The sequence below is a fragment of the Brevundimonas sp. NPDC007368 genome (genome assembly GCF_042869015.1).
Classification (GTDB): Bacteria; Pseudomonadota; Alphaproteobacteria; order Caulobacterales; family Caulobacteraceae; genus Brevundimonas.
In genome coordinates, this window is the sequence record NZ_JBIAFA010000003.1 from 111,438 (window position 1) to 131,173 (window position 19,736).

The 19,736-nt window shown below is 67.5% G+C and carries 24 protein-coding genes; 12 read left to right on the plus strand and 12 right to left on the minus strand.

Translation table 11 applies throughout. The annotated features are described in order from the left end of the window. Position 1: 1 nt before the first annotated feature. The 4 genes from ACFYLW_RS07130 to ACFYLW_RS07145 all read right to left on the minus strand — a co-directional run bounded on the left by ACFYLW_RS07130 (position 2) and on the right by ACFYLW_RS07145 (position 2,875). A complete protein-coding gene (locus ACFYLW_RS07130) occupies positions 2–238 on the minus strand; it encodes a DUF5961 family protein (protein WP_312062657.1) in 237 nt (78 codons plus the stop codon). 409 nt (positions 239–647) lie between these two features. Then, the gene (locus tag ACFYLW_RS07135) at positions 648–1,034 is read right to left on the minus strand and encodes a hypothetical protein (protein WP_292083051.1); all 387 of its coding nucleotides are present in this window, start codon (positions 1,032–1,034) and stop codon (positions 648–650) included. Continuing rightward, positions 1,031–1,849, minus strand: a complete 819-nt coding sequence (locus tag ACFYLW_RS07140) for a TIGR02587 family membrane protein (protein ID WP_313471990.1) — start codon at positions 1,847–1,849, stop codon at positions 1,031–1,033. The genes ACFYLW_RS07135 and ACFYLW_RS07140 overlap by 4 nt, the downstream gene beginning before the upstream one ends. A 132-nt stretch (positions 1,850–1,981) precedes the next feature. After that, positions 1,982–2,875 (minus strand): SDR family oxidoreductase, encoded by an 894-nt coding sequence (locus ACFYLW_RS07145; protein ID WP_292083053.1) that lies wholly within the window; start codon positions 2,873–2,875, stop codon positions 1,982–1,984. 148 nt (positions 2,876–3,023) lie between these two features. On the opposite strand from ACFYLW_RS07145, the gene ACFYLW_RS07150 reads away from it, so the two are divergent. The 6 genes from ACFYLW_RS07150 to ACFYLW_RS07175 all read left to right on the plus strand — a co-directional run bounded on the left by ACFYLW_RS07150 (position 3,024) and on the right by ACFYLW_RS07175 (position 10,622). Next, positions 3,024–5,084, plus strand: a complete 2,061-nt coding sequence (locus ACFYLW_RS07150; protein WP_312063101.1) for an AsmA family protein — start codon at positions 3,024–3,026, stop codon at positions 5,082–5,084. A gap of 116 nt (positions 5,085–5,200) precedes the next feature. Then, complete coding sequence (locus ACFYLW_RS07155; protein ID WP_312063103.1) at positions 5,201–6,196, plus strand: NAD(P)/FAD-dependent oxidoreductase; 996 nt, start codon at positions 5,201–5,203, stop codon at positions 6,194–6,196. A 19-nt stretch (positions 6,197–6,215) separates the two neighbouring features. Next, the gene (locus ACFYLW_RS07160) at positions 6,216–6,503 is read left to right on the plus strand and encodes a PQ-loop domain-containing transporter (RefSeq protein ID WP_312063105.1); all 288 of its coding nucleotides are present in this window, start codon (positions 6,216–6,218) and stop codon (positions 6,501–6,503) included. Between the two features lie 400 nt (positions 6,504–6,903). Then, entirely contained in the window at positions 6,904–8,640 is a 1,737-nt protein-coding gene (locus ACFYLW_RS07165; protein ID WP_313471989.1) for a hemerythrin domain-containing protein, read from the plus strand. Positions 8,641–8,715: 75 nt separating this feature from the next. Next, positions 8,716–8,907, plus strand: coding sequence for a hypothetical protein (locus tag ACFYLW_RS07170; RefSeq protein WP_312063111.1), 192 nt, complete (start codon positions 8,716–8,718; stop codon positions 8,905–8,907). A 956-nt stretch (positions 8,908–9,863) separates the two neighbouring features. Further along, positions 9,864–10,622, plus strand: coding sequence for a Crp/Fnr family transcriptional regulator (locus ACFYLW_RS07175; protein ID WP_312063113.1), 759 nt, complete (start codon positions 9,864–9,866; stop codon positions 10,620–10,622). 13 nt (positions 10,623–10,635) lie between these two features. On the opposite strand, the gene ACFYLW_RS07180 is transcribed toward ACFYLW_RS07175, so the two are convergent. Then, complete coding sequence (locus ACFYLW_RS07180) at positions 10,636–11,409, minus strand: Crp/Fnr family transcriptional regulator (RefSeq protein WP_312063115.1); 774 nt, start codon at positions 11,407–11,409, stop codon at positions 10,636–10,638. Between ACFYLW_RS07180 and ACFYLW_RS07185 the strand changes: the two genes are divergently transcribed. Together ACFYLW_RS07185 and xth are read left to right on the plus strand one after the other, a co-directional pair. Then, entirely contained in the window at positions 11,408–11,644 is a 237-nt protein-coding gene (locus tag ACFYLW_RS07185) for a DUF6894 family protein (RefSeq protein ID WP_312063117.1), read from the plus strand. The two genes, ACFYLW_RS07180 and ACFYLW_RS07185, sit on opposite strands and share 2 nt — an antisense overlap. A gap of 131 nt (positions 11,645–11,775) precedes the next feature. Next, a complete protein-coding gene (gene xth / locus ACFYLW_RS07190) occupies positions 11,776–12,549 on the plus strand; it encodes an exodeoxyribonuclease III (RefSeq protein ID WP_312063119.1) in 774 nt (257 codons plus the stop codon). Between the two features lie 15 nt (positions 12,550–12,564). On the opposite strand, the gene ACFYLW_RS07195 is transcribed toward xth, so the two are convergent. The 3 genes from ACFYLW_RS07195 to ACFYLW_RS07205 form a co-directional block, all read right to left on the minus strand. Beyond that, positions 12,565–13,020 (minus strand): DUF6894 family protein, encoded by a 456-nt coding sequence (locus ACFYLW_RS07195; protein ID WP_313471988.1) that lies wholly within the window; start codon positions 13,018–13,020, stop codon positions 12,565–12,567. An 82-nt stretch (positions 13,021–13,102) separates the two neighbouring features. Continuing rightward, complete coding sequence (locus ACFYLW_RS07200) at positions 13,103–13,456, minus strand: hypothetical protein (protein ID WP_312063123.1); 354 nt, start codon at positions 13,454–13,456, stop codon at positions 13,103–13,105. A gap of 379 nt (positions 13,457–13,835) precedes the next feature. After that, the gene (locus ACFYLW_RS07205) at positions 13,836–14,087 is read right to left on the minus strand and encodes a hypothetical protein (protein ID WP_312063124.1); all 252 of its coding nucleotides are present in this window, start codon (positions 14,085–14,087) and stop codon (positions 13,836–13,838) included. 208 nt (positions 14,088–14,295) lie between these two features. Between ACFYLW_RS07205 and ACFYLW_RS07210 the strand changes: the two genes are divergently transcribed. Both ACFYLW_RS07210 and ACFYLW_RS07215 read left to right on the plus strand, forming a co-directional pair. After that, positions 14,296–14,532: a DUF378 domain-containing protein gene (locus tag ACFYLW_RS07210; protein ID WP_312063126.1), complete on the plus strand. Its 237-nt coding sequence runs from the start codon at positions 14,296–14,298 to the stop codon at positions 14,530–14,532. A 21-nt stretch (positions 14,533–14,553) separates the two neighbouring features. Next, the gene (locus ACFYLW_RS07215) at positions 14,554–14,823 is read left to right on the plus strand and encodes a hypothetical protein (RefSeq protein WP_292083072.1); all 270 of its coding nucleotides are present in this window, start codon (positions 14,554–14,556) and stop codon (positions 14,821–14,823) included. On the opposite strand, the gene ACFYLW_RS07220 is transcribed toward ACFYLW_RS07215, so the two are convergent. The 3 genes from ACFYLW_RS07220 to ACFYLW_RS07230 all read right to left on the minus strand — a co-directional run bounded on the left by ACFYLW_RS07220 (position 14,824) and on the right by ACFYLW_RS07230 (position 16,448). Next, positions 14,824–15,072 carry a hypothetical protein gene (locus ACFYLW_RS07220; protein ID WP_312063129.1) on the minus strand — a complete coding sequence of 83 codons (249 nt, stop codon included), beginning with the start codon at positions 15,070–15,072 and terminating at the stop codon, positions 14,824–14,826. A 122-nt stretch (positions 15,073–15,194) separates the two neighbouring features. Next, positions 15,195–15,587, minus strand: coding sequence for an AlpA family phage regulatory protein (locus tag ACFYLW_RS07225; protein ID WP_313104967.1), 393 nt, complete (start codon positions 15,585–15,587; stop codon positions 15,195–15,197). A gap of 264 nt (positions 15,588–15,851) precedes the next feature. Beyond that, a complete protein-coding gene (locus ACFYLW_RS07230; RefSeq protein ID WP_313471987.1) occupies positions 15,852–16,448 on the minus strand; it encodes a JAB domain-containing protein in 597 nt (198 codons plus the stop codon). A gap of 578 nt (positions 16,449–17,026) precedes the next feature. Here ACFYLW_RS07230 and ACFYLW_RS07235 point away from each other — a divergent pair. Continuing rightward, positions 17,027–17,263, plus strand: coding sequence for a hypothetical protein (locus tag ACFYLW_RS07235; protein ID WP_312063193.1), 237 nt, complete (start codon positions 17,027–17,029; stop codon positions 17,261–17,263). Next, a complete protein-coding gene (locus ACFYLW_RS07240) occupies positions 17,256–19,331 on the plus strand; it encodes a glycoside hydrolase family 65 protein (protein WP_390182938.1) in 2,076 nt (691 codons plus the stop codon). Before ACFYLW_RS07235 ends, ACFYLW_RS07240 begins: the two co-directional genes overlap by 8 nt. Before the next feature lie 30 nt (positions 19,332–19,361). Here the strand turns inward: ACFYLW_RS07240 and ACFYLW_RS07245 are convergent, their stop codons facing one another. Continuing rightward, on the minus strand, positions 19,362–19,583 hold the full coding sequence (locus ACFYLW_RS07245) for a hypothetical protein (protein WP_312063197.1): 222 nt from the start codon (positions 19,581–19,583) through the stop codon (positions 19,362–19,364). Positions 19,584–19,736: the final 153 nt, after the last annotated feature.

Sequence of the window (19,736 nt, forward strand, 5' to 3'; positions counted from 1 at the left end):
CTCAGCCGCAGGTTTCGGCCTGCCCGTCTTCCAGGTCGAAAACGAAGCAGTGCTCCCGACCTCCCTCCATATCCGTCACGAAGAGACGAACCTCATCCCCGGCGTTCACAGGGGGAAAGAACAGTTCGGCGTACCCGACCGCCGCCGCCTCAAAGCTCGGGGCCTCGATCACGTGGCCATGGGCTCGGCCTGCGCCTTCGGCGTAGACATAAAAGCGGTTGTGTCCGGTTCCGGACATTGAGACCTCCTAAGCCTTGGGCCTGATCGTATTCGACTGCTAACTCAGCTGGCGCCCACACGACCGCCCGTGTCGAACGCTTCGAAAGTCAGGCGTCTGGCGGCGTTTCATCGGCCTTCTTCCCAGGCGCTCCAGGATGACGGCGGCTCCACCGGATCGCCGCCGCCGCAACCGCGGCGAAGACGAGACCAAGAGCGAAAAGCAGGAAATTCATGCGCCCTTCCCCGGACTCCATCCCCGTCCGATGCGTCTGAAAGCGCGGCTGATCAGGGACAATCCCATGGCGACCGGAACAGCTCCTAGAATGACAATAAGAATGGCGCCAAGCATCTGCATATCAAACCAGCGCCGGGCGAGCTCCGAAGGTTCCCGGCGGCGTCGCCCTCTCTTCGCAGGCGCTCATAGGGAGTCATGGATCGCTCCATCCCGTGATGCGGACTTGCGCCTGGGGCTTCCCATCAGAGGAAAAGACCAGGGTCGCCCGCTTTTCGCCGTGTCCCGGCACGTAGTCGAGCGTAGCCCCGGATTTCTCCCCGTCCGCCTCCCCTTCTATCTCCACGGCGGCGGCCGTCATGTCGCCGTTGTTCACAACCTTGACCTCCAGCGCCCAGCCCGCTCCCACAGGACGAAGAGCTTGGGGCAGGACGGTCAGGTCGGGCGGCCTGTGATCGGCGAAGGCGGATCGCGCGAGCACAGCGATCGCTGCGGCGGTGACGATGAGACCCATCAAGGCGCAGACGCACTGCAGCCGTGACAGCGTTTCGCGAGCGGGCTTCTCCCGGTTCTTCATCTTCACACCAGAAGCCGCGCGGCCGCCGCGCCCAGGGCGGCCGGGAAGGCGAGAACGACGACATTGGCCATGACGGCGCCCGCGCCATGCCCATCTACAGCGCCGAACACCCACAGCATGGCGAAGCTCGCAGCCAGACAAAGGGCGTAGCCCGGCAGGGTGAAGTCCAGGAAGGCGCGAAGAGGGCTTTCCTTTTCTTCCTGCCCCGCGAAACCGGCCTCGAAGACGATGACATGCAGAAGCGCCAGCGACAGCACCAGCAGCCCCAAGGCGCCTGACGGAGTCGTCAGGTAGGCGATCAGCCGCATCTCCTCGGTCGGCGCCAGGTTCATGGCGAAATACAAGGCTCCGGCGAACATGAGGAAGAGCTCGCCAGGGTAGGACGCCTCGTCCTCGTCGCCCTCCTCCTCATCCCCTGAAAGTTGCCGACGGGCGACAAGGGCGCCGAGGGCGGCCGGGACCGCCTGAAGCGAAACCTGCCCCGCCGCCGAAGTCAGGGAGAAGTCGTCAAGGACGTTGAACATGGCCAGAAGCGCCGTCGAGGTCGTGAACCCGACGGCGAGCGCCACAAGGGTGTCCAGGCTGTTGTTCACCAAGCCCCTTCGCGCAGAAAAGCCCGCGTAGTGAGCCAAGCCGTAGAGGACGGGCAAGGCGGCGATCACGAAGGCGAGGCGCCGCGCGGGCGCAGCCGACACGCCGAGGGCCCACATCTCCATGGTCATCAGCAAGGGGAGACTGAACAACAGGGCGCCGCCGAATGCGCGCCCCAGATCCGACAGATAGTCGATCTCCGAACCCAACCCGCGGTCTGCGGACGTCATCCTTCAGATCCTCCCAACCATCCGCCGCCACGAACTGACGACGTCCTTCACGAGCGCCGCCCCAGAGCCAGGGCGCATTTCGTTCCAAGATCCAACAAGCCTTGCCGTTCCAGGTCGGACGGCGTTCGCCGCTCAGCCGACGCCGGCCCCGCCGGTCACGCCCCAGACCTCTCCGGTGACGAAGCTGGCCTCCTGGGAGGCGAGCAGGACGTAGACCGGCGCGATCTCCACCGGCTGCCCCGGCCGGCCGAAGGCGCTGTGGGCCCCGAACTGCTCGACCTTCTCCTGGGGCTGACCGCCGCTGGGCTGCAGCACCGTCCAGAAGGGTCCCGGCGCGACGGCGTTCACCCGCACGCCCTTCTCGATCATCTGCTTGGCCAGGGCCTTGGTGTAGGCGACGATCCCGGCCTTGGTGGTCGCATAGTCCAGCAGGATGTCCGAAGGCTCATAGGCCTGGATCGAGGCGGTGGTGATGATGGCCGCGCCCGGCGGCAGATGAGGCGCTGCGGCCTGACAAATCCAGTGCAAGGCGTAGAGGTTGGTCTTAATCGTGGCGTCGAAATCGGCGGTCGAGACCTCGGCCACATTCTCCCGGTACTGCTGATGACCGGCGTTGACGACCAGGATGTCCAGACCGTCGAAGGCCTCCGCCACCCGGGCGACCATGGTCGCATTCCATGCCTCGTCGCGAATGTCGCCTGGCAGGGCCAGGGCCTTCACCCCGGCCTTCTCGATCAGGGCGACCACCTCCTGCGCGTCCTTCTCCTCGGACGGCAGATAGGCGATGGCCACATCGGCGCCTTCGCGGGCATAGGCGATCGCCGTCGCCCGCCCGATCCCGGAATCTCCGCCCGTGATCAGGGCCCGGCGCCCTTTCAGACGGCCATGTCCGACATAGCTGTCCTCACCATGGTCGGGCCGCGGGATCATCCGGCCCGCCAGACCGGGTTCGGGCTGAGGCTGACGGGGAAAGGGCGGTCGAGGATACTGGTTGCGCGGATCCTGCATGGCGAGGCGATCGGACATGGGTCTTCCTTTGAAGGCGCGCGGCCTGCATCAGGCGCGCTCGGGCATGCCGACCTAATGTCCGTGTCGCAGGGCTCGTTCCGCCCAGGCTCAGCCCCATGGCGCCCTTTGCGGTCTCAGGCGTTGACCAGCTTCACCGGAGGCGACCTTGATCGACGAACCAGGCCACAAATCCGCTCTGCAGACCCTGCGCTCCGCCGCGGCCTCCCTCCGGCGCGGGATGAGGGCGAGAGCAGCCCGGCTCAAGACCTATGTCCTCGATCAGGATCCTGTCTGGTCGGCCGTCCGGCGTCCGGGAAAGGCGGAGATCATCGCGGCCACGATCACTCTTGGGCTGATCGCGGGCTCTCTGGTGTTTCTGATGTTGTTCGACTGGAACTGGCTGCGCGGGCCGATCAGTCGGGCGGCCTCCGCCTCCACGGGTCGCGAGGTCGTGCTGAACGGCGACCTCGATGTCAGGCTGTTCAGCTGGACGCCCTCGGCGACGGTGCGCCGCCTCAGCATAGGCGGCCCCGCCTGGGCGCACGATCGCAACACGGCCGAAGTCGAACAACTGGACGTCTCCGTCCGGCTGCGACGGCTTTTCCTGGGTCAGGTGGAGGTGTCCTCCCTGGTGATGACCCGTCCGGCGGTCCATCTTGTCGTGGACGGGAACGGTCGCCGGAGCTGGGACCTGCACCCCGAGCGGCCCGACGACGGTCGCGGGGCGAAACTGCCGGTCATCCAGCGCCTGGTCATCAAGGACGGCCGCCTGACGCTGGACGAACAGCGACGGGGCATGAAGCTCGACGCCATGATCACGGCGCGCGAGGCGCGCTCCCCCGAGGACGGCGAAAGCGGCTTTCTGCTTGACGGCAAGGGGACGATGAACGGCGCGCCGCTCACTCTCCGCGTAACCGGCGGCCCCTTCGTCAATATTCGCCGCGACCGACCCTACGCCTTCACCGCCGATCTGGCGGGCGCCGGCTCGAGACTTAGGGCCGAGGGCGAAGTCACCCGGCCGTTCGACCTCGGGCGGTTCAATGCGGTGCTGGAGCTTGAGGGCCAGGACCTGGCCGACATCTATCTCCTGACCGGGATCACCACGCCCAACACGCCGCCCTACAGACTGAAGGGCGATCTGAGCCGGGACGGCGCCCTGTTCCGCTTCGCCGATTTCAGCGGGCGGGTCGGATCCTCCGACCTGTCCGGAAGCCTGGAGGTGAACAAGGTCGGCGAGCGCCGCCGCGTCGACGCGAAACTGACCTCCCGCACCCTGGACATCGACGACCTCGCCGCCGTCCTGGGCGCCCGACCACAGGTCACCAGCGAGGGGACGGTCGCAACCTCGGGCGCGCCCGGCAAGCTCCTGCCCGACGCCCCGCTGCGGACGGAACGGCTCCGCGCCATGGACGGGTCGCTCTCCTACCGCGCCGGTACGGTCAAGACCAACGCCTTCGACATCCGGCAGGTCAGCCTCGGGGCCGACCTGAAGGACGGGATCCTGAAGCTCGACCCCGTCGCCTTCGCCTTCAATCGCGGAGAACTCAACGGTACGGCCCGCATCGACGCCCGCAAGTCCATTCCCTACAGCGTCGTCGATTTCCGCCTGAGCGGCTATCCCCTGGAGTCGATCATCCCAGCGCGCGGGGGCGCCCCGACAGTGACGGGACGCGCCCTGGGGCGGGCCAGGCTGGAGGGGCCAGGCGCATCCATTCACGACCTGGCGGCCAACTCCAAGGGATCCATCAGCTTGGTGGCGCCCCAGGGTCACATGCGATCGGCCTTCGCCGAACTGCTGGGCATCAATGTCGGCGCCGGGCTCGGCAAGCTGCTCTCCGGGGACCAGTCCACGTCCGGCATTCGCTGCGCGGTTGCGGATTTCAAGGTGGCCGGCGGCGTCGCAACCTCTCGCACCCTTGTGATCGACACGGACGTGGTCCTGGCCCAGGGTTCGGGAACCATCGACCTCGGCGCCGAGACCATGAACCTCCGGATCGACGGCGAAACCAAGAAGCCGCGCCTCCTGCGCGTCTGGGCGCCGATCACCATCAAAGGCCCCCTCGCCTCCCCGCGCCTCGGCGTGGACGCCTCGGCGGTGGCGACGCAGGGCGGTCTGGTGGGCGCCCTTGCCACCCTCGTCAGTCCGGTCGCGGCCCTCCTGGGCTTCATCGATCCCGGCCTGGCCGAGGACGCAGACTGCGGCTCCCTGATCGCTTCCGCTCGCTGAACTCTCTGCGGCCGCACTCCGGCCGACGGCTTTCGTCGCCCCGGTCCTGGAAGGGCCGGGATGGAACGCCGAACCTTGTCATCTGTTCGGATGGGGCGCCTCCTCGAAGCGAAACCATGGCCGCAGACACAGAACCGACCTCTGAACCCGATGTCGTCGTCATCGGCGCCGGGCCCGCGGGCCTGACCGCAGCCCTCTATCTGGCGCGATACCGCCGGAGTGTTCTCGTGCTGCACGACGGCAAGAGCCGGGCCCTGCGCATTCCCCTCACGCACAATGCTCCGGGATTTCCTGAGGGCGTTCGGGGACCGGATCTGATCGCACGCATGACCCGCCACGCCGTTCAATACGGCGCGACCATCCAGGAGGCCGAGGTGGCGGCTGTCGAGGCCGTAGCCGGCGGATTCAGCCTTCATCTCGCAGACGGTTCCACGCGCGTGAGCCGCGCCGTCGTCCTGGCGACCGGCGTGGATCTCAACCAGGTCGATCTGCCCGAAGCCGTCCATGAGGCTGCGATCCGGGCGGGCGTGCTGCGCTATTGCCCGGTCTGCGACGGATATGAGCATATCGGCAAACGGATAGGGGTGATCGGCTGCGACACCAATGGCGCGGCTGAAGCCCTCTTCCTGCGGGGGTATTCCCAGAACGTCACTCTCATGCCGCTCAACCGCCCTGAACTCTCTTCCGCCGAGGCCCGGGCCCTGGCCGATGCGGGAATCCGGCTGGAAGCCGGCGCCCTTCTCGCTCTAGAGCCCGGCGCCGATGACATCGTCGTCCGTCTCGACACCGGCGCGCCGTTGACGTTCGACGTCATCTACCCGGCCCTGGGATGCAGACCGCGTTCAACCCTTGCTGAGCAGCTCGGGCTCGCTCTCACCGAGGCCGGCTGCGTGACCTCCGACGCCGTCTTCGACAGCCGCGTCGCGGGCGTCTTCGCCGCAGGAGATCTTGTGGAAGGCCTGGATCAGATCAGCGTGGCCATGGGCCACGGCGCCGTGGCGGCCACCAGGGCGCACAACTGGCTGCGCGAGCAGGAGCAAGCCACGCTCGAGAGCAAAGCCGGTCCTAGTCATCGCCGCATGCGCACCCGAACCTCAAGGAACAGCAGATGACGCCTGGCGTTGCGGCCGTATGAGTGAACTCGTCGCCAATATCGTCGGCTCTGCCGCCGCCGTCTGCTCCATCACCAGCTTCGCGCCCCAAGGCGTCAAGATCTGGAAAGAGAGGGACGCCTCGGCCGTCAGCCTCAAGACCTATGGGCTGACCGTCACCTGCTTCGTCCTCTGGGTGGTCTACGGCGTCATGACCGAGGCCTGGCCCGTGACGATCGCAAACGCCTGCGCCCTGGCCATGGCGTCCGGCGTGCTGTTGATGAAATGGCGCTTCAGGGACAACGGTCCCCGCGCAGCGCGATCCTAGCGCTCACAGTCGCACCGGAGTCGGCCGGCCTCGAGGGGACGCGACCAAACCTGGGGCGCTCCCGGACGGCGGCCGGCTTTCACGTCCCGTTCTGATGAGACGCCTATGCGACATAAGGTCTCCGGCGAGCATCGACTGACGAATAATTTCGAAGCCGCCTCGGGGTGCGAGGCCCTGACGAGAACCCCGTAGCGCAGACGCCAACAACAACGTCAAGCTGTGGCGCCTGAGCCCGCCAGACCGGAATTCCACCGGCAAAGCCGCACATGCAGTGCAGTATAGAATCCGGCAGATCGGCTAAAACCTGCGCTCGCGATCCCGGCTCGGACCTGGACGGCATGACCGGAACTCGCATCCACAAAGCCGATTTGCCCCCTGTCCCCTTTCGACAGGAGCCGTCATGCAGACGCCGGAAGAAAACGCCCCTTCTCCAACCGCAAAACCGCCGACGCCCGCAGCCGCGGCTGCACCCTCCCCGACGTCGGGAAAGTCCGTTGCAGGCGCCAAGGCCCCTCCCGGCGAAACCAGGGCGGAAGCCGGGTCGTCGGCCGCCGCGAACCAGGGGAAACCCGGTCAAACCCCCAAGACCGGCAAGGCCCCGGAGCTCCCATCCGATCCGGAGGCCGACGCCGTCGACCTGCTCAAGGCTGATCATCGGCGGGTAGAGGCCCTGTTCGCGGAGTTCGAGTCCGCCCCCGACCGGCGCAAGGCCGCGATCATCCGCGAGGCCTGCACGGAACTGACGTTTCACACCCTGCTCGAAGAAGAGATCTTCTACCCCGCCTGCCGCGCAGCGGACGGCCAGGAGACCGAGGACGCCCTGGACGAAGCCCAGGTCGAGCACGATTGCGCCAAGCTCCTCATCATCGAACTGCTGGCGAGCAGCCAGGAAGATCCGCTCCAGGCCGCTCGGTTCAAGGTCCTCGCCGAGCAGATCAAACACCATGTCGCTGAGGAGGAGGCGCCCCGGACAGGCGTCTTCGCCAAGGCGGAGTCAGCCGGCGTCGACACAGCCGCGCTGGGCCGCCGACTTCTGGAACGGAAGCGTCGGCTGTTGAAGGAGGCCGACCGGCTGCGCCCGTCGCACCTCGTGTCTTTTCATCAACTTCAAGGCGAAAATCGCCCAACCCAGGAGCATGGCATGCCCAGAAATCAAGGTCCGGAACGAGACGAACGCGGCCGTTTCATCAGCGATGACTATGATGATCGCCGCGGTGGATCCTATTCCCGGTCTCGCGACGACGACCGCCGGGACGACAATGCACGAGGCCGTGGTCGCGGCGGCTGGTTCGGAGACTCCGAGGGCCACTCCATGGCCGCGCGCAGCCGTGGCGAGGGTCGCAGCTTCCGGGACGACGACGATGGCGACGGTCGGGGCTGGTACGGGGATTCCCGCGGTCATGCCCAGGCCGCTCGGCGCGGCTGGGACGAACGCCGGTCCATGCGCGGCGATGACGACCGCGACCGGGACGATCGAGGCCGTTTCATGAGCGACGACGATCGTTCGGGTCGCGGCGGCGGCGAACGCGGGCGCAGTTCCTCCTACGATCGGGAACGGGACGACCAGGGCCGCTTCATGAGCGACGACGACCGCTCCGGTCGCGGCGGCGGCGGACGCGGGCGCAGTTCCTCCTCCGACCGGGACCGTGACGACCAGGGCCGCTTCATGAGCGACGACGATCGCTCCGGCCGCGGCGGCGGCGGACGCGGCCGCAACGCCTCCCTCGACCGGGACCGAGACGACCAGGGCCGCTTCATGAGCGACGACGATCGCTCCGGCCGCGGCGGCGGCGGACGCGGCCGCAACGCCTCCTCCGACCGGGACCGTGACGACCAGGGCCGCTTCATGAGCGACGACGACCGCTCCGGCCGCGGCGACGGGCGCGGGCGCAGTTCGTCTTCGGACCGCGACCGCGATGAGCGGTCCTACCGCGGACGCGACGACGATGATGGCGACGGCCGCGGCTGGTACGGAGACTCTCGCGGTCATGCCGAAGCGGCGCGTCGCGGCTGGGAGAACAGAGGTCGCGACGACGATGATCGCTCGGGACGTTCGGATCGCGGGCATGGCGGCTGGTTCGGAGATTCCCGCGGCCATTCCGAGGCTTCCCGGCGGGGCTGGGAAAACCGTCGCTGATAAGCAGGTATGCGTCCGGCCTTCGGTCCGGACGCATCACCGCTCCACCCCCGTCACCCCCAGGGGAGAACCATCATGGCCGACAAGACCTTCCTCATCGACTACGAATGGCTGGGCAAAACCCTCTCCTGCCGATTGACTGCAGGCGAATGGGATCAGGCCGAAGAGAGGCTGGACGCCCTGAGAAGCACGGGCAGGATTGTGGGTGAACTTCTGGTGGAGGGCGATGCGACGCCCATGATGACGAACCGTATCGGATCCTGCTGAAAACACCGGCCCGGACCTCCTCGACACCCGGCCGCTACGTCGGGATCACGCCGCAGGTCAGATCCTCGGACAATCTTGCGCCTGGGCCCTCTTACTGAGCGACAAGGGCTTCCAGGAAGCGAGGTAACGCCCCTGGCCTTGAGAAGACGGGCGACTTCGAAAAGCGGGCCGCCGCGGGCGCGCGCCGTCGTCATGTCCGTGAAGCCGCCGCTCCTCGACCGGGATTGCTGGAATCCTCGGCGCAGGCGCTGCCGGAGCGCGCGCTCCGTTCACGGGCGGCCAGACACCGACGGCGAAGCTGCGTCCAGGTCGCACGACCCTCGAGGGTGAAGACATCCGACTGGGTATAGCCTTCGGAGATCATGGCCTTTCGTATTGCGCTGGGGATTGCGAAGCGACCCGAATCCGCCAGTTCGAAGGCCCGCTCGATAGCCGATTTCCTCAACACCCCCGCCCTCCCGCGTTCGCCCGCAAAATGCGGCCCGGGACGTGCCGAAGAGGGGCTGACACGTCGCCGAGCCGCATTACAATTCACCTCCCGAAGTGATTGCCGACTGTAAATGTCCTCTTCCGCTGACGGTTCTTGGTGTCCGGTACCGGACACTTCGCCGCGCCTTGTCCTCTCCTTGCCTGCTTAACCCCGAGCTTGGCCGGGCGCCTTTGATCCCTCCCCGCTCCGGCGTGCAGTCGGGCCGCAATGAGGAGGCGCCGTCGCGCTCCGGCGGGACCCTTCTGGGCTTCGAACCGGACGGTCTGATTTTCACCCTGAGCCTGCCTCTGACGAGCAGATCTGCGTTCGGGCGATTTGCCGCTCACCGCTTTCCGACGCCAGGCGTTTTATATCATAGGTTATTGCGGCCGCTTCTCCCGCAGATCATGGTGACTCACTGTCGAGAAGAGTCCGCAGGCCTCGACAGCCGTGGGCGCACGCTCCCGCTGCATGGCGGAGTGATCGTTTGCCGCGTCAGAACCGCGCCGGGCTTCAGGTTTTTCTGAACCGTCTCAACCTTCGCTCCCAGCTCACGCCCGTCGAACAGCAGGCCGTACTGGACCTGCCCGCCTTTCCATCCGAGCTGGAGGCGAACATCGACCATGTCGCCCTCGGCGAGATGACGGAATTCGCCAGCCTGGTCGTCACGGGGGCGCTGGGACGTTTCGGCCAGAACGCCCGCGGAGACCGGCAGATCACCGCGCTTCACGTTCCCGGCGACATGGCCAATCTGCAGTCCGTCGTGGAGCCCCGCGCGACCTCCGCCCTGCAGGCCCTTTGCCGGACGAAGGTCCTCAAAATCCCTCACCAGGCCCTGCGATCGGCAGCCGCCCGGCACCCCGCCCTGGCCGAGGCGTTCTGGCGGGACTGCATGGTCGACGCAGCCATCCTGTCGCAGTGGGTCGTGAACATAGGTCGGCGGGACGCCGTTGGGCGTATCGCCCATCTCATCTGCGAAATCGCGACGCGCCAGGGCGTCCGCGAAACCGGGGCGGACTCTTTCGAGTTTCCCCTGACCCAGAACCAGATCGCCGACGCGACGGGCATGACCTCCGTCCACGTCAATCGGACTCTGAAGGCCCTCCGATCCGTGGCGACCCTCGCGAGCCGGTCCGCCCAGGTCCTGGACTGGGAACAACTGGTCGGTCTGGCCGATTTCGAGCCGGCCTATCTGCAGCGCGGCGTCGTTCCTGGCCACAGACTGCGGATCGCCCAGACCGACTGATCCGCCGCGCCGCCTAGATCGGCGCGGCGTCCGGACGAAGATAGTTCGGATCGAAGCCCGCCAGGGCGACAAGCCCGGCGCGGTCATGGATTTCGACCCGTCCGGCCCGCCAGCACGCCAGGCCGCGAGAGCGCAACACGGCGAGCGTCCGGTTCACGTGCACCGATGAAAGCCCGAGGCAGTCGGCGAAATCTTCCTGGGTCATGGTCAGGCTGAATCCGTCCTCGTTCCCCAGTCCCGCCATAGCGATCCGGGCGTCGAGCTCGCACAGAAGGTGAGCCATCCGCCCGAGCGCATCCTGGCGGCCTAGTCGGTGAAACCACTCGCGCTGGATCGCCCCGTCGACGGCCAGCTCCAGCATGAACAGCCGACCGAGATGGGGCCAGGTCTCAATCATATCCGCCATAAGGCTGTGAGGCAGGGACGCGGTGATGCAGTCGGTCAGCGCCAGGACGCCATGGTCCACCTGTTTCATGACCAAGCCGTGCAGGTCGAGAAAATCTCCAGCTACGCTAAGCTGGGCGATGGAGCGCGCGCCGCTCTGGAAATCCTTGATGCGGGCGACGAGCCCGGAAACGAGCAGGCGGCAGCTCGAAGGACGGGCGCCTGACTGGAGGATCATTTCTCCGGCGCGATGCAGGACGGGGGCGTCGAGCGCCTGTTCCAGTGCGATCCGCTCGGCGGGACCAATCCTGTCCCGCCGCGCGAGTCTGGCGATAAGCCCCTGTGTCGGTGACTGACCCGAAATCATCCGATCTTCACGTAGCTGCGTATAGATGTCTGTCATGGCGCTCTACAGATATATCGTCACCCAACCGGACAAGGAACTGGTGCTCGAGAACGAGGCCGCCTCGGACGCCTTCGCCTACCGCGAAGGGGTTCGCTTCGCCGCCGAGTTGCTGGCTGAACAGTCTACGGCTCTCCCGGCGCCTTTCGGCTTCGACCTTGTCGTCCAGAATGCAGACGGCCGCGAGATCTGGCGCGTGTCGGTCACGGCCCCCGCCAAGCCCGACCATTCCTGAGGCGTCCCCGACGTGGCGGAACAGCTCTGCGCCAGCCGCTTTTAAAGTGCCATGGTCTTTCTGCTCCTCCCTACAAGGGCTCCTTCGGATGATCGGCGCCGCCGACCTTCTCGACCCGGCGCTTTTGCGCGGTGAGGATCGCCACCTATAACGTCAACGGGATCAACGGCCGGGCGCCGGTGCTGCTCCGCTGGCTGGAGGCGAGCCGCCCGGACGTCGTCTGCTTGCAGGAGCTCAAGGCCCAGCAGGCGAACTTCCCCGCGCAGGCCCTCGGCGACCTCGGCTATGAGGCGATATGGCTGGGTCAGAAAAGCTGGAACGGGGTCGCCGTTCTGGCGAAGGGAATGGCCATCCACGAAACCCGACGCGGCCTTCCCGACGACCCTGACCCGAGCCAGAGCCGTTACATCGAAGCTGCGATAAACGGCGTTCTCGTGGGCTGCCTCTATCTTCCCAATGGAAATCCGGCGCCCGGCCCCCGCTTTGATTACAAGCTCGCCTGGGCGGAGGCCTTCATCGCCCATGCCGCCCGGCTGATCGAGACCGGAGCGCCGGTGGTGCTGGCGGGCGACTACAACATCATCCCGACCCCCGCGGACGTCTACAAGCCGGAGCGCTGGACGGACGACGCCCTCTTTTGTCCCGAGGCGCGGCGCGTCTTCAGCCGCCTGCTCGACCAGGGCTGGACCGACGCCCTGCGCCTGCACCACCCGCAGGCGACCATCTATACCTTCTGGGACTATTTCAGGAACGCCTACGCCCGCAACGCGGGACTGCGCATCGACCATCTTCTGGTCAGCCCCTCCCTCGTCGATCGCCTCCGCGCCTCCAACGTCGATCGCGAGGTCCGAGGTTGGGAAAAATCGAGCGATCACGCGCCGACCTGGATCGAACTCGCCGACTGACGGTATCCACGACCGTCAGACGACCAGACTCTTCTCGATCTGGCGAAACCGCGTCATGGCCTGGGCGTCGTCCAGGGCGTCGATATCGATCCCGGCGGTGAGATCGACCAGGAGATCGATCACAGTCCCGCAGGCCGCGCCGTCGGCCGGCGCCTCGGTCTGCACCCAGGCCGCTATGGCGGCGAGGGTGTGCAGAGCTTCCTGATCAGTCATGGGACTGTCCTGGAGCGCGGCGGCGGCGGCGATCTCGCGCATTTCCCACAGCGCTCTTCGACAGGCGTCCGGATCCTCGCGTCTCTGGTCATCCGTGAGGGCCGGCGCCCCGGCGGAGCTCAGCACCAGCTGGAACAGGATCTCGCCCCGAGGGGATGAGACCGTCATCCGCGCCTCGCGCGAACTCCAGAAGGCGGCGCCGTCGTCCCGAAGAAGCTCGCCCAGGGTGCGCACCGCCTCCACCCGGGCCTCGTCCACCGATGCGAGGCTCGATCGCCACCTAAACGTCCTGCCGTCAGGCCCTGCGTCAGACTCGAAGAGGAAGCTCTGCATCTCGGCGTCAGCGTGACGCCGTCGCGGCGGCGCCCGATGCGCCGCGCGACGCCCCGTTCGTCCGGGAAGGCGCGGAGTCGCCGGCGGCCGTCACAGGCGCATCCGTCGTCAGCCGCCTGCCGGCCTCATCCTGGAAGGCTGCGGCGTCTTCGACCTGGGAGCCGTTATCCACGGGAGCGGAGGCGAAAGGCCCCGCCCAGAAGGCCCAGACCACGGCGAAGCCGACAGCCGTCAGCACCAGGCCTCCCAGGAGAACCGCCATGATCCGCGACCCTTTTCGGCCCTGGCGCACGTACTGGGCCTCGACCGGCCGTTTGTTCCGCACGGCCCTGGCCGAGGCTTCATGGGGATTCGGGAGCATGTTGGTCCTTTTCATATGGGCAAGGGGGCGCGGACCGCTCGACCGATAGTCGAAACTTCGTTCAGGTCCGCCTGTTCAAAGGCTCAAGAGACCGAGCACGGCCATGACCACGCCGATGGCGGCCGCACATCCGTACCAGAAGGTCGGCGTGAGACGCGGGCCTCCCGGTTGGTACACAGGCTCCGTGGGCAAGGGGGTCTCAGGACCCTCTTCGGAAGGGGCGAACGACGGGCGCCTCCGGCCTCTTCGTCCGCGCCCGCCGGCGCCGTGCCGGGATCGAAGATCGGCCTGGCGCCCTGGCCGCGTCGGCGCCACTGGGCGTCCTTTTCCTGAAGGGGATGGGGCATGGGATCTGAAACCATGGCCCGGCCCGAGGTTCCTAGTCGGCGGACTTGGGTCGGGAAGACGACACTGGGGCGGCCCCCTCCTCGCCGACATGATGTTCAATACGGCCGCTCTCGATCTCCGTTCGGGAAAACACCTCCTCCTGACCGTCCATCAGGAGTTCTTCCGCCTGGTCGTCGGCCAGACTATCGACCGCCTCGGCCGGGCCCTGATGACCGGCCTTTGGAGCGTGCGGGCCGCGCTGATCGCCGTGCCGGGTGTCGTCGGTTTCATGGTTCGTGATCATGGGTCTGCGTCTCCATCCAGTTCGGTCCCACGACATCAATCCCTGACCTCGCCCGGGAGTTCGATATGTGCGGATCGGACCATGAGCCGCCCGGGCCGGCCGGCCGGCTCGGCGTTTCGCGAACGCCTGCGTCTGTGACCGATACCGGTCTTGCCGGAACAAGGGCGGGGCCCGGCCCGATTGATCGACGTCACACGGAGTACAGACCATGAAAGCCGTCAATCTCATCACCCTTCTCCTGATCATCATCGGAGCCGTGAACTGGGGCCTCGTCGGCGCCTTCGATTTCAACCTCGTATCCGCCCTCTTCGGCGACGGTTCGGCGATCACCCGCGGCGTCTACGTCCTCGTCGGGCTTGCGGGTCTCTGGCAGGTCGCCCCCTTCGCCCGAGCCCTGCGGATCGATGAACCCCGCGCTGAAGCCGGCCGTCGCTTCGCTCGCTGAACCGCTCGCCCAGGAGAAACCATGATCTACTTCTGTTTCATCGAGGGCGACGACCGGCATGACGTCGAAATGAAGGTCTTGGAGGCCGTCGAGGACGACCAGGCGATGCAGGAGGCTGGAGCCCTCCGCTTCGGCGGCCGCACCGGCTACGTCTTCGACGGCGATCGCTCGGTCGGATCGGTAGAGACGTCCCGTGAGCCGGAGGCCGAACACCCCTTCTTCGGCGGCATCGATCGCGAAGCTTTCGGCAAGGCCCTCTTGCCGGCCGCAGGCGCCGAACCTTCCTGGTGATCAGCGTCTGCGCACAAACCTCACCCGTTCCTTGCCGGGGATGAGACAGGCGTCGAATCCGGCTGCTCGCCAGGCGTCCTTCTGAACATCACGGGGCGTCGGTTCGGCCTCGTCGGCCCACCACTGCGGAAGGCTCGCGCCCTTGGGAAGCATGGCGCGCAGCCTGAGCTCGATCTCGGCGAAGCTCAACTCGAGAGCGTCGACCTTCTGTCTTTTCAGGTAGTCGCGAAGCGGATCATATTTCCCCATGGCGCCAGTGACCTTGAAACCGGCGCGGACGCAAGCCGGCGCCGCCCGGCCGTCAGGAAGCCGAGCGCGCCCCGCCGCGCATAACCGCTAGGCTGTGGCCGTTCCAGCCTGCCGCGGCCGCATCAGAAGCCGAAGTCGATCTGATCAGGATGGACGGCGGACCTCGGCGTCCTTCGCGAGGGTCGCGAAGTCGCCCTGGGCTTCATCGCCTCACACTCCGAAGCCAGGCTCTCCTCACAGGGTTTTCGGCTGCGTCGGTCCATTCCCTTGAGACGGGGGCTGGAAGGACTGCGCCAACGCCGTCTGTCGCGGTTCTTCCGCCACGCCTCCAGCTCGCTCTCCCACCAGCCGACCCGGCCGGGCGAAAGGGCGACAGAGGCCGGAAAACCGCCTGTCTTCTGCAGACGCCAGGCCGTGGTCCGGCTGACGCCGACCAGGGCCCGAACCTCGGACCAGACCAGCAAACGCCCCTCGGGCGCAGGGCCCTCCTCGCCCGAAATCCCTTCCTCAGCCATGGCGACGCGCCCGGGCGGCCGCCGGCGCCGACGTGCGGACTTCGGAAATCTGGTCCAGGGCCCAGGTCCGCAACAGGCCGCGGGGGTAAAAGGGACGCGATCTCACGTGAAGACATGGCGGTCCGTTCCCGCCCATGGACCAGAGGCGTGCCAAAGTGGCCGGTTTCAGGCGCACGCCCAGGGCGGCGAGGAAGGCGGAGGCCTCCTTGCGCGTCAGAAGATCCTCCGCCCCGTCGTCCGGCGCCGCTCGACCTGGCTCCGCAATCATGGGCTTCTCTCCCGGCTTCGGCAGTCCCGGGCGGACCGGACATCCCGACCTGCGGCCAGGGCCAGATAGCAGGACAGGACCAGGTCTACGTAGGCCTCGGTTTCCGGGATTTCCGGAACCCGCCCCAGACGCTCCACCCGCGCAGGCCCCGCATTGAAGACAGGAGCGTGATCGACAGTGCCGTCAGCCCTCAGCTCTTCGCGGATCAGGATGTTGCGCTTGTTGAGATAGAGGGCCCGAAACTGTTCTCGCGGGGCATGGGCCAGGGAGATGCGCAGATAGCTCAGGAGCGCGCTCCAGGACGAGAGGACGGGTCGCCTGCAGGCCTCGGCCCGGCCCATGGCCAGGGCCAGGGCCCTGACGCTGGCGAAACCGGCCACAGCCCCGGGCGGCAGACCCGTTCGCGCCAGGGCGGCGGCGTCCGCGGCCGCCACCCCCGCCAGGCCCCCGAAGTCCGTGATCAGGGCGGCGGCGGCGTCCCGTCCCGATCCCGGCAGCTCCCGCTCCAGGAGAGCCGACAACAGGTCCAGATCCGCGGCCTCCTCATAGGGCGTAGCCGGAATGGTGCAATCGAAAGCGACGAGCGAAGTCATGGCGTAGTCCTCCCTGGGCTCCCGAGCGGAGCGCCCCAGAGCGCCCTTTCCTTCCCTCCGGTCCGAAGACGCCCGGCCTGGCTCAGGGCTGGATCAGACCCGGCGCACGCCCCGTTCACCTGTTCGTCCTGGGCTGAACGCAAGCGTCGCAAGCAGACGTTAGCCGCCGGAGAGGATCATGGCGGATTGCGATCCTTCAGATGCAGGACGCCCTCAGCGTCAATCAGGCCGATGTTGGGGGGATCGAGCGGACCACCTGGCTTGAATGCGCCCCGCCGCTACCGTCCCAAGGGCGCGTTCGCAGAAAACGCCTTACCCATGCAGGCGTGGGCCTGCGCCTTGACCCAGGCGACAAAACCGGCCGCCAAGCCCCCGGCTCCGCTTGAAGGAGATAGAAGGGGCGCCGGCGGTACAGGGTATCGGGCGACAGACGGACGAGCGCCCCCTGGGTCGTCGTAGCAGACGGTATTTGGGAGCAAGGCCGCTGAGACCGGCCCCCGACACAAGCTGGGTCTCGCGCGTGGAAAGGAACCATTCCTGCCGGGAGGTCGTCTGTATCGGAGGCCAGGAGTACGACCATGACATCCGAGCAATCCCGAGGACGGGCGCGCAACGCCGCGACGCCGGGCGGCAAGCCCGAGGCTGACGAATCCGACGAGGCCGTGGAGCGCGTGGGCCGCGAGGCCCGCAAGCGCGCCGGTCCCGACGGTCCGGACGCGACGGTGGTCGGCGACATCTTCAAGAGACCGCCCGATCGACGGCGGTCGAAAGAGACCGGCCCCAATAAGCCGGCGGAGCGTCCGCCGAATGGATGACCGTCCCGCGCCGCCCCTGAGCCCCGAACCGGCTTCCGGGCCGAGGGACGGCGATCTGCCGGCCTATCTCGGCAACGGCCTGATCGGCCTGAGGGTCCGCGAGGTCCCCCTCTTCGCCGGCATGGTTCTCGTCAGCGGCCTCGCCGGCGCCCACCCCGAGCGCGGGATCGAGGCCGCCGCGGCTGCGCCCTATCCGCTATCCGGGGATCTGGCGATCGACGGGGTCTGGATGAGCGAGCAGCCCTGGGGCGTCGGCGATCTCCGACAGTCCTACGACTTCGCGACCGCCGAGCTCCATTCCGCCTTCACTTTTAAGGCCGGGGCCCGGACCCTCTCGGTGGAGGTCGTGACCTTCGCCAGCCGCACCGCCCCCTCGATCGTCGCCCAGGAGGTCCGGGTCACAGCCGACGGCCCCTGTGACCTGAAGTTCCGGGCTGTGGTGTCGATCGCCGGAGTGACCGGACGGATCGCACGACGGCGCACGGACGCGCCCGGCGAACCCGAGGCGGCCTGTGACGGCAGCCTCCTTTGGGAAACGGCCGAAGCGCTCGGCCAATGCGGCCTGGCCCTGGCCACCGAAGCCCCTGCGGCCGCCGGCCGCAAGGTCCTGACCTGGTGCGACGCCGGCCCCCTCTGCACGGAGCATGAGATCCGGCTGGCTTCAGGAAAAGCCGCGCGTTTTCGGCAACTGGCGGCCCTAATCCCCTCCGTCCTCCACGGACGGCCGGACGAGGAGGCCGTCAGGCGCGTGGCGCGAGCGTCCCGGGACGGTTTCGACGTCTTGAGACGATGCAACCGCGCAGCCTGGGCGGAGATATGGGAGGGTCGGATTGTCATTGTGGGCGCGAGCGCGCGGCACCAGGCGCTTGTCGACGCCGCCTTCTACTACCTGAACGCTTCCGCCCACCCCGCTTCGCCGGCCTCCACCTCGATCTTCGGCCTCGCGACCTGGCGGGACTATCACTACTACTACGGCCACGTGATGTGGGATGTGGACGCCTTCTGCCTCCCGCCCCTGATCCTCATGCAGCCGGACGCGGCGCGCGCCATGCTGGCCTTCCGGAGTCGAGGCCGGCCTGCTGCGGCGGCCAATGCGCGCCTCTCCGACCGTCAGGGGCTGCAATATCCCTGGGAGGCGGCGCCCGGCACCGGCCAGGAGGCGGCGCCCGGCGCCGGCGACGCCGCCCATCACGAGGACCATGTCTCCCTGCATGTGGCCCGCGCCTTCTCCCTCTTCGCCGACGCCACGGGCGACCAGAGATTTCTGGAAGAGGAGGCCTGGCCGGTCCTCAGCGGGGTGGCCGACTGGTTCGTCAGCCGGGTGAGCCGGACAGGTCGGGGATTTGAGCTTCTGCGGTCCATGGGCCCGGCGGAGGTCCCCACGCCCCCGGACAACGACGCCTTCAGTCTCATGGCCGGCGCCGACGTACTTCGGCGCGCCCTGCGCGTCTCGGAACGCCTGCGGCGGCCCGCGCCCGACGCCTGGAAGATGGTGTTCGCCGACCTCTACCTGCCGGTGCGCTTCGACGGGGTCATCGCCGCCCATGACGACTATGACCGCCGCGAGGAAAAGGGCGCCACGCCCTCTCCCCTGGCCGGACTATTTCCCTATGACTATCCGGCCTCGCCCTCCGTGAGCCGCAAGACGCTGGCCTTCTACCTCAAGCTCTGGCCCGACTATGTCGGATCGCCCATGTTGCCCGCCCTCTACTGCGTCTGGGCCGCGATGGCCGGCGACCGGGACCTCGCGCTCAAGCTGTTTGAAGAAGGCTTCGCCGCCTACGACCGCCCCCGGTTTCACCAGTGCCTCGAATATCGGCTGGATCACGTGGAAGGACCCGCAGCCGGGCCCTTCTTCGCCAATCTCGGCGGCATGCTTCTCGGCCTCTGCTACGGTCTGACCGGACTCGTGGTGGACGACGGCGAGCCGGATACCTGGGCCCGCCGCCCGATCACCCTCCCAGCCGGCTGGGAGGCTGTCAGGATCGACCGCCTCCGGGTGAGAGGCCGTTCGGCGCGCCTTGTCGCGCGGCAGGGCGCCGAGCGCGCCGAGCTTTCATTTTCCTGATGCCAGGACGTCGCCGGCGGGCCGCGCATTTCAAAGCGCTTTCAGTCCACGGCCCTGCAGTCCTGCGTCCGGCCCGCATCGAAGGCGGAAGGCCAGGGGCGAAAACACCTCGCCCGTTCCCCCGTCCTGAATGACCACGCCTGTCAGCCCCTGGGCCTCGAACAACGCCGCCAGGCGCAGGGCGGCGCGGTCGTCGGACACGCAGGTGGCGAGGTCTTTCTCGCCGGCTTCATAGGTGACCAGATAGGACATGGATCGCTCCCGGCTCTCCTCCTTCGTCAAGCGCTCTCGCCGGCCGCCGTCTCCCTGTGTCGGATGCCCGACACAGGGCCAGTCCCGACATTGGCGGCGCCCCCCGATCGGGAACCGGGGGACTTTCCAACGGCGGATGGCGGACGCCGCGCG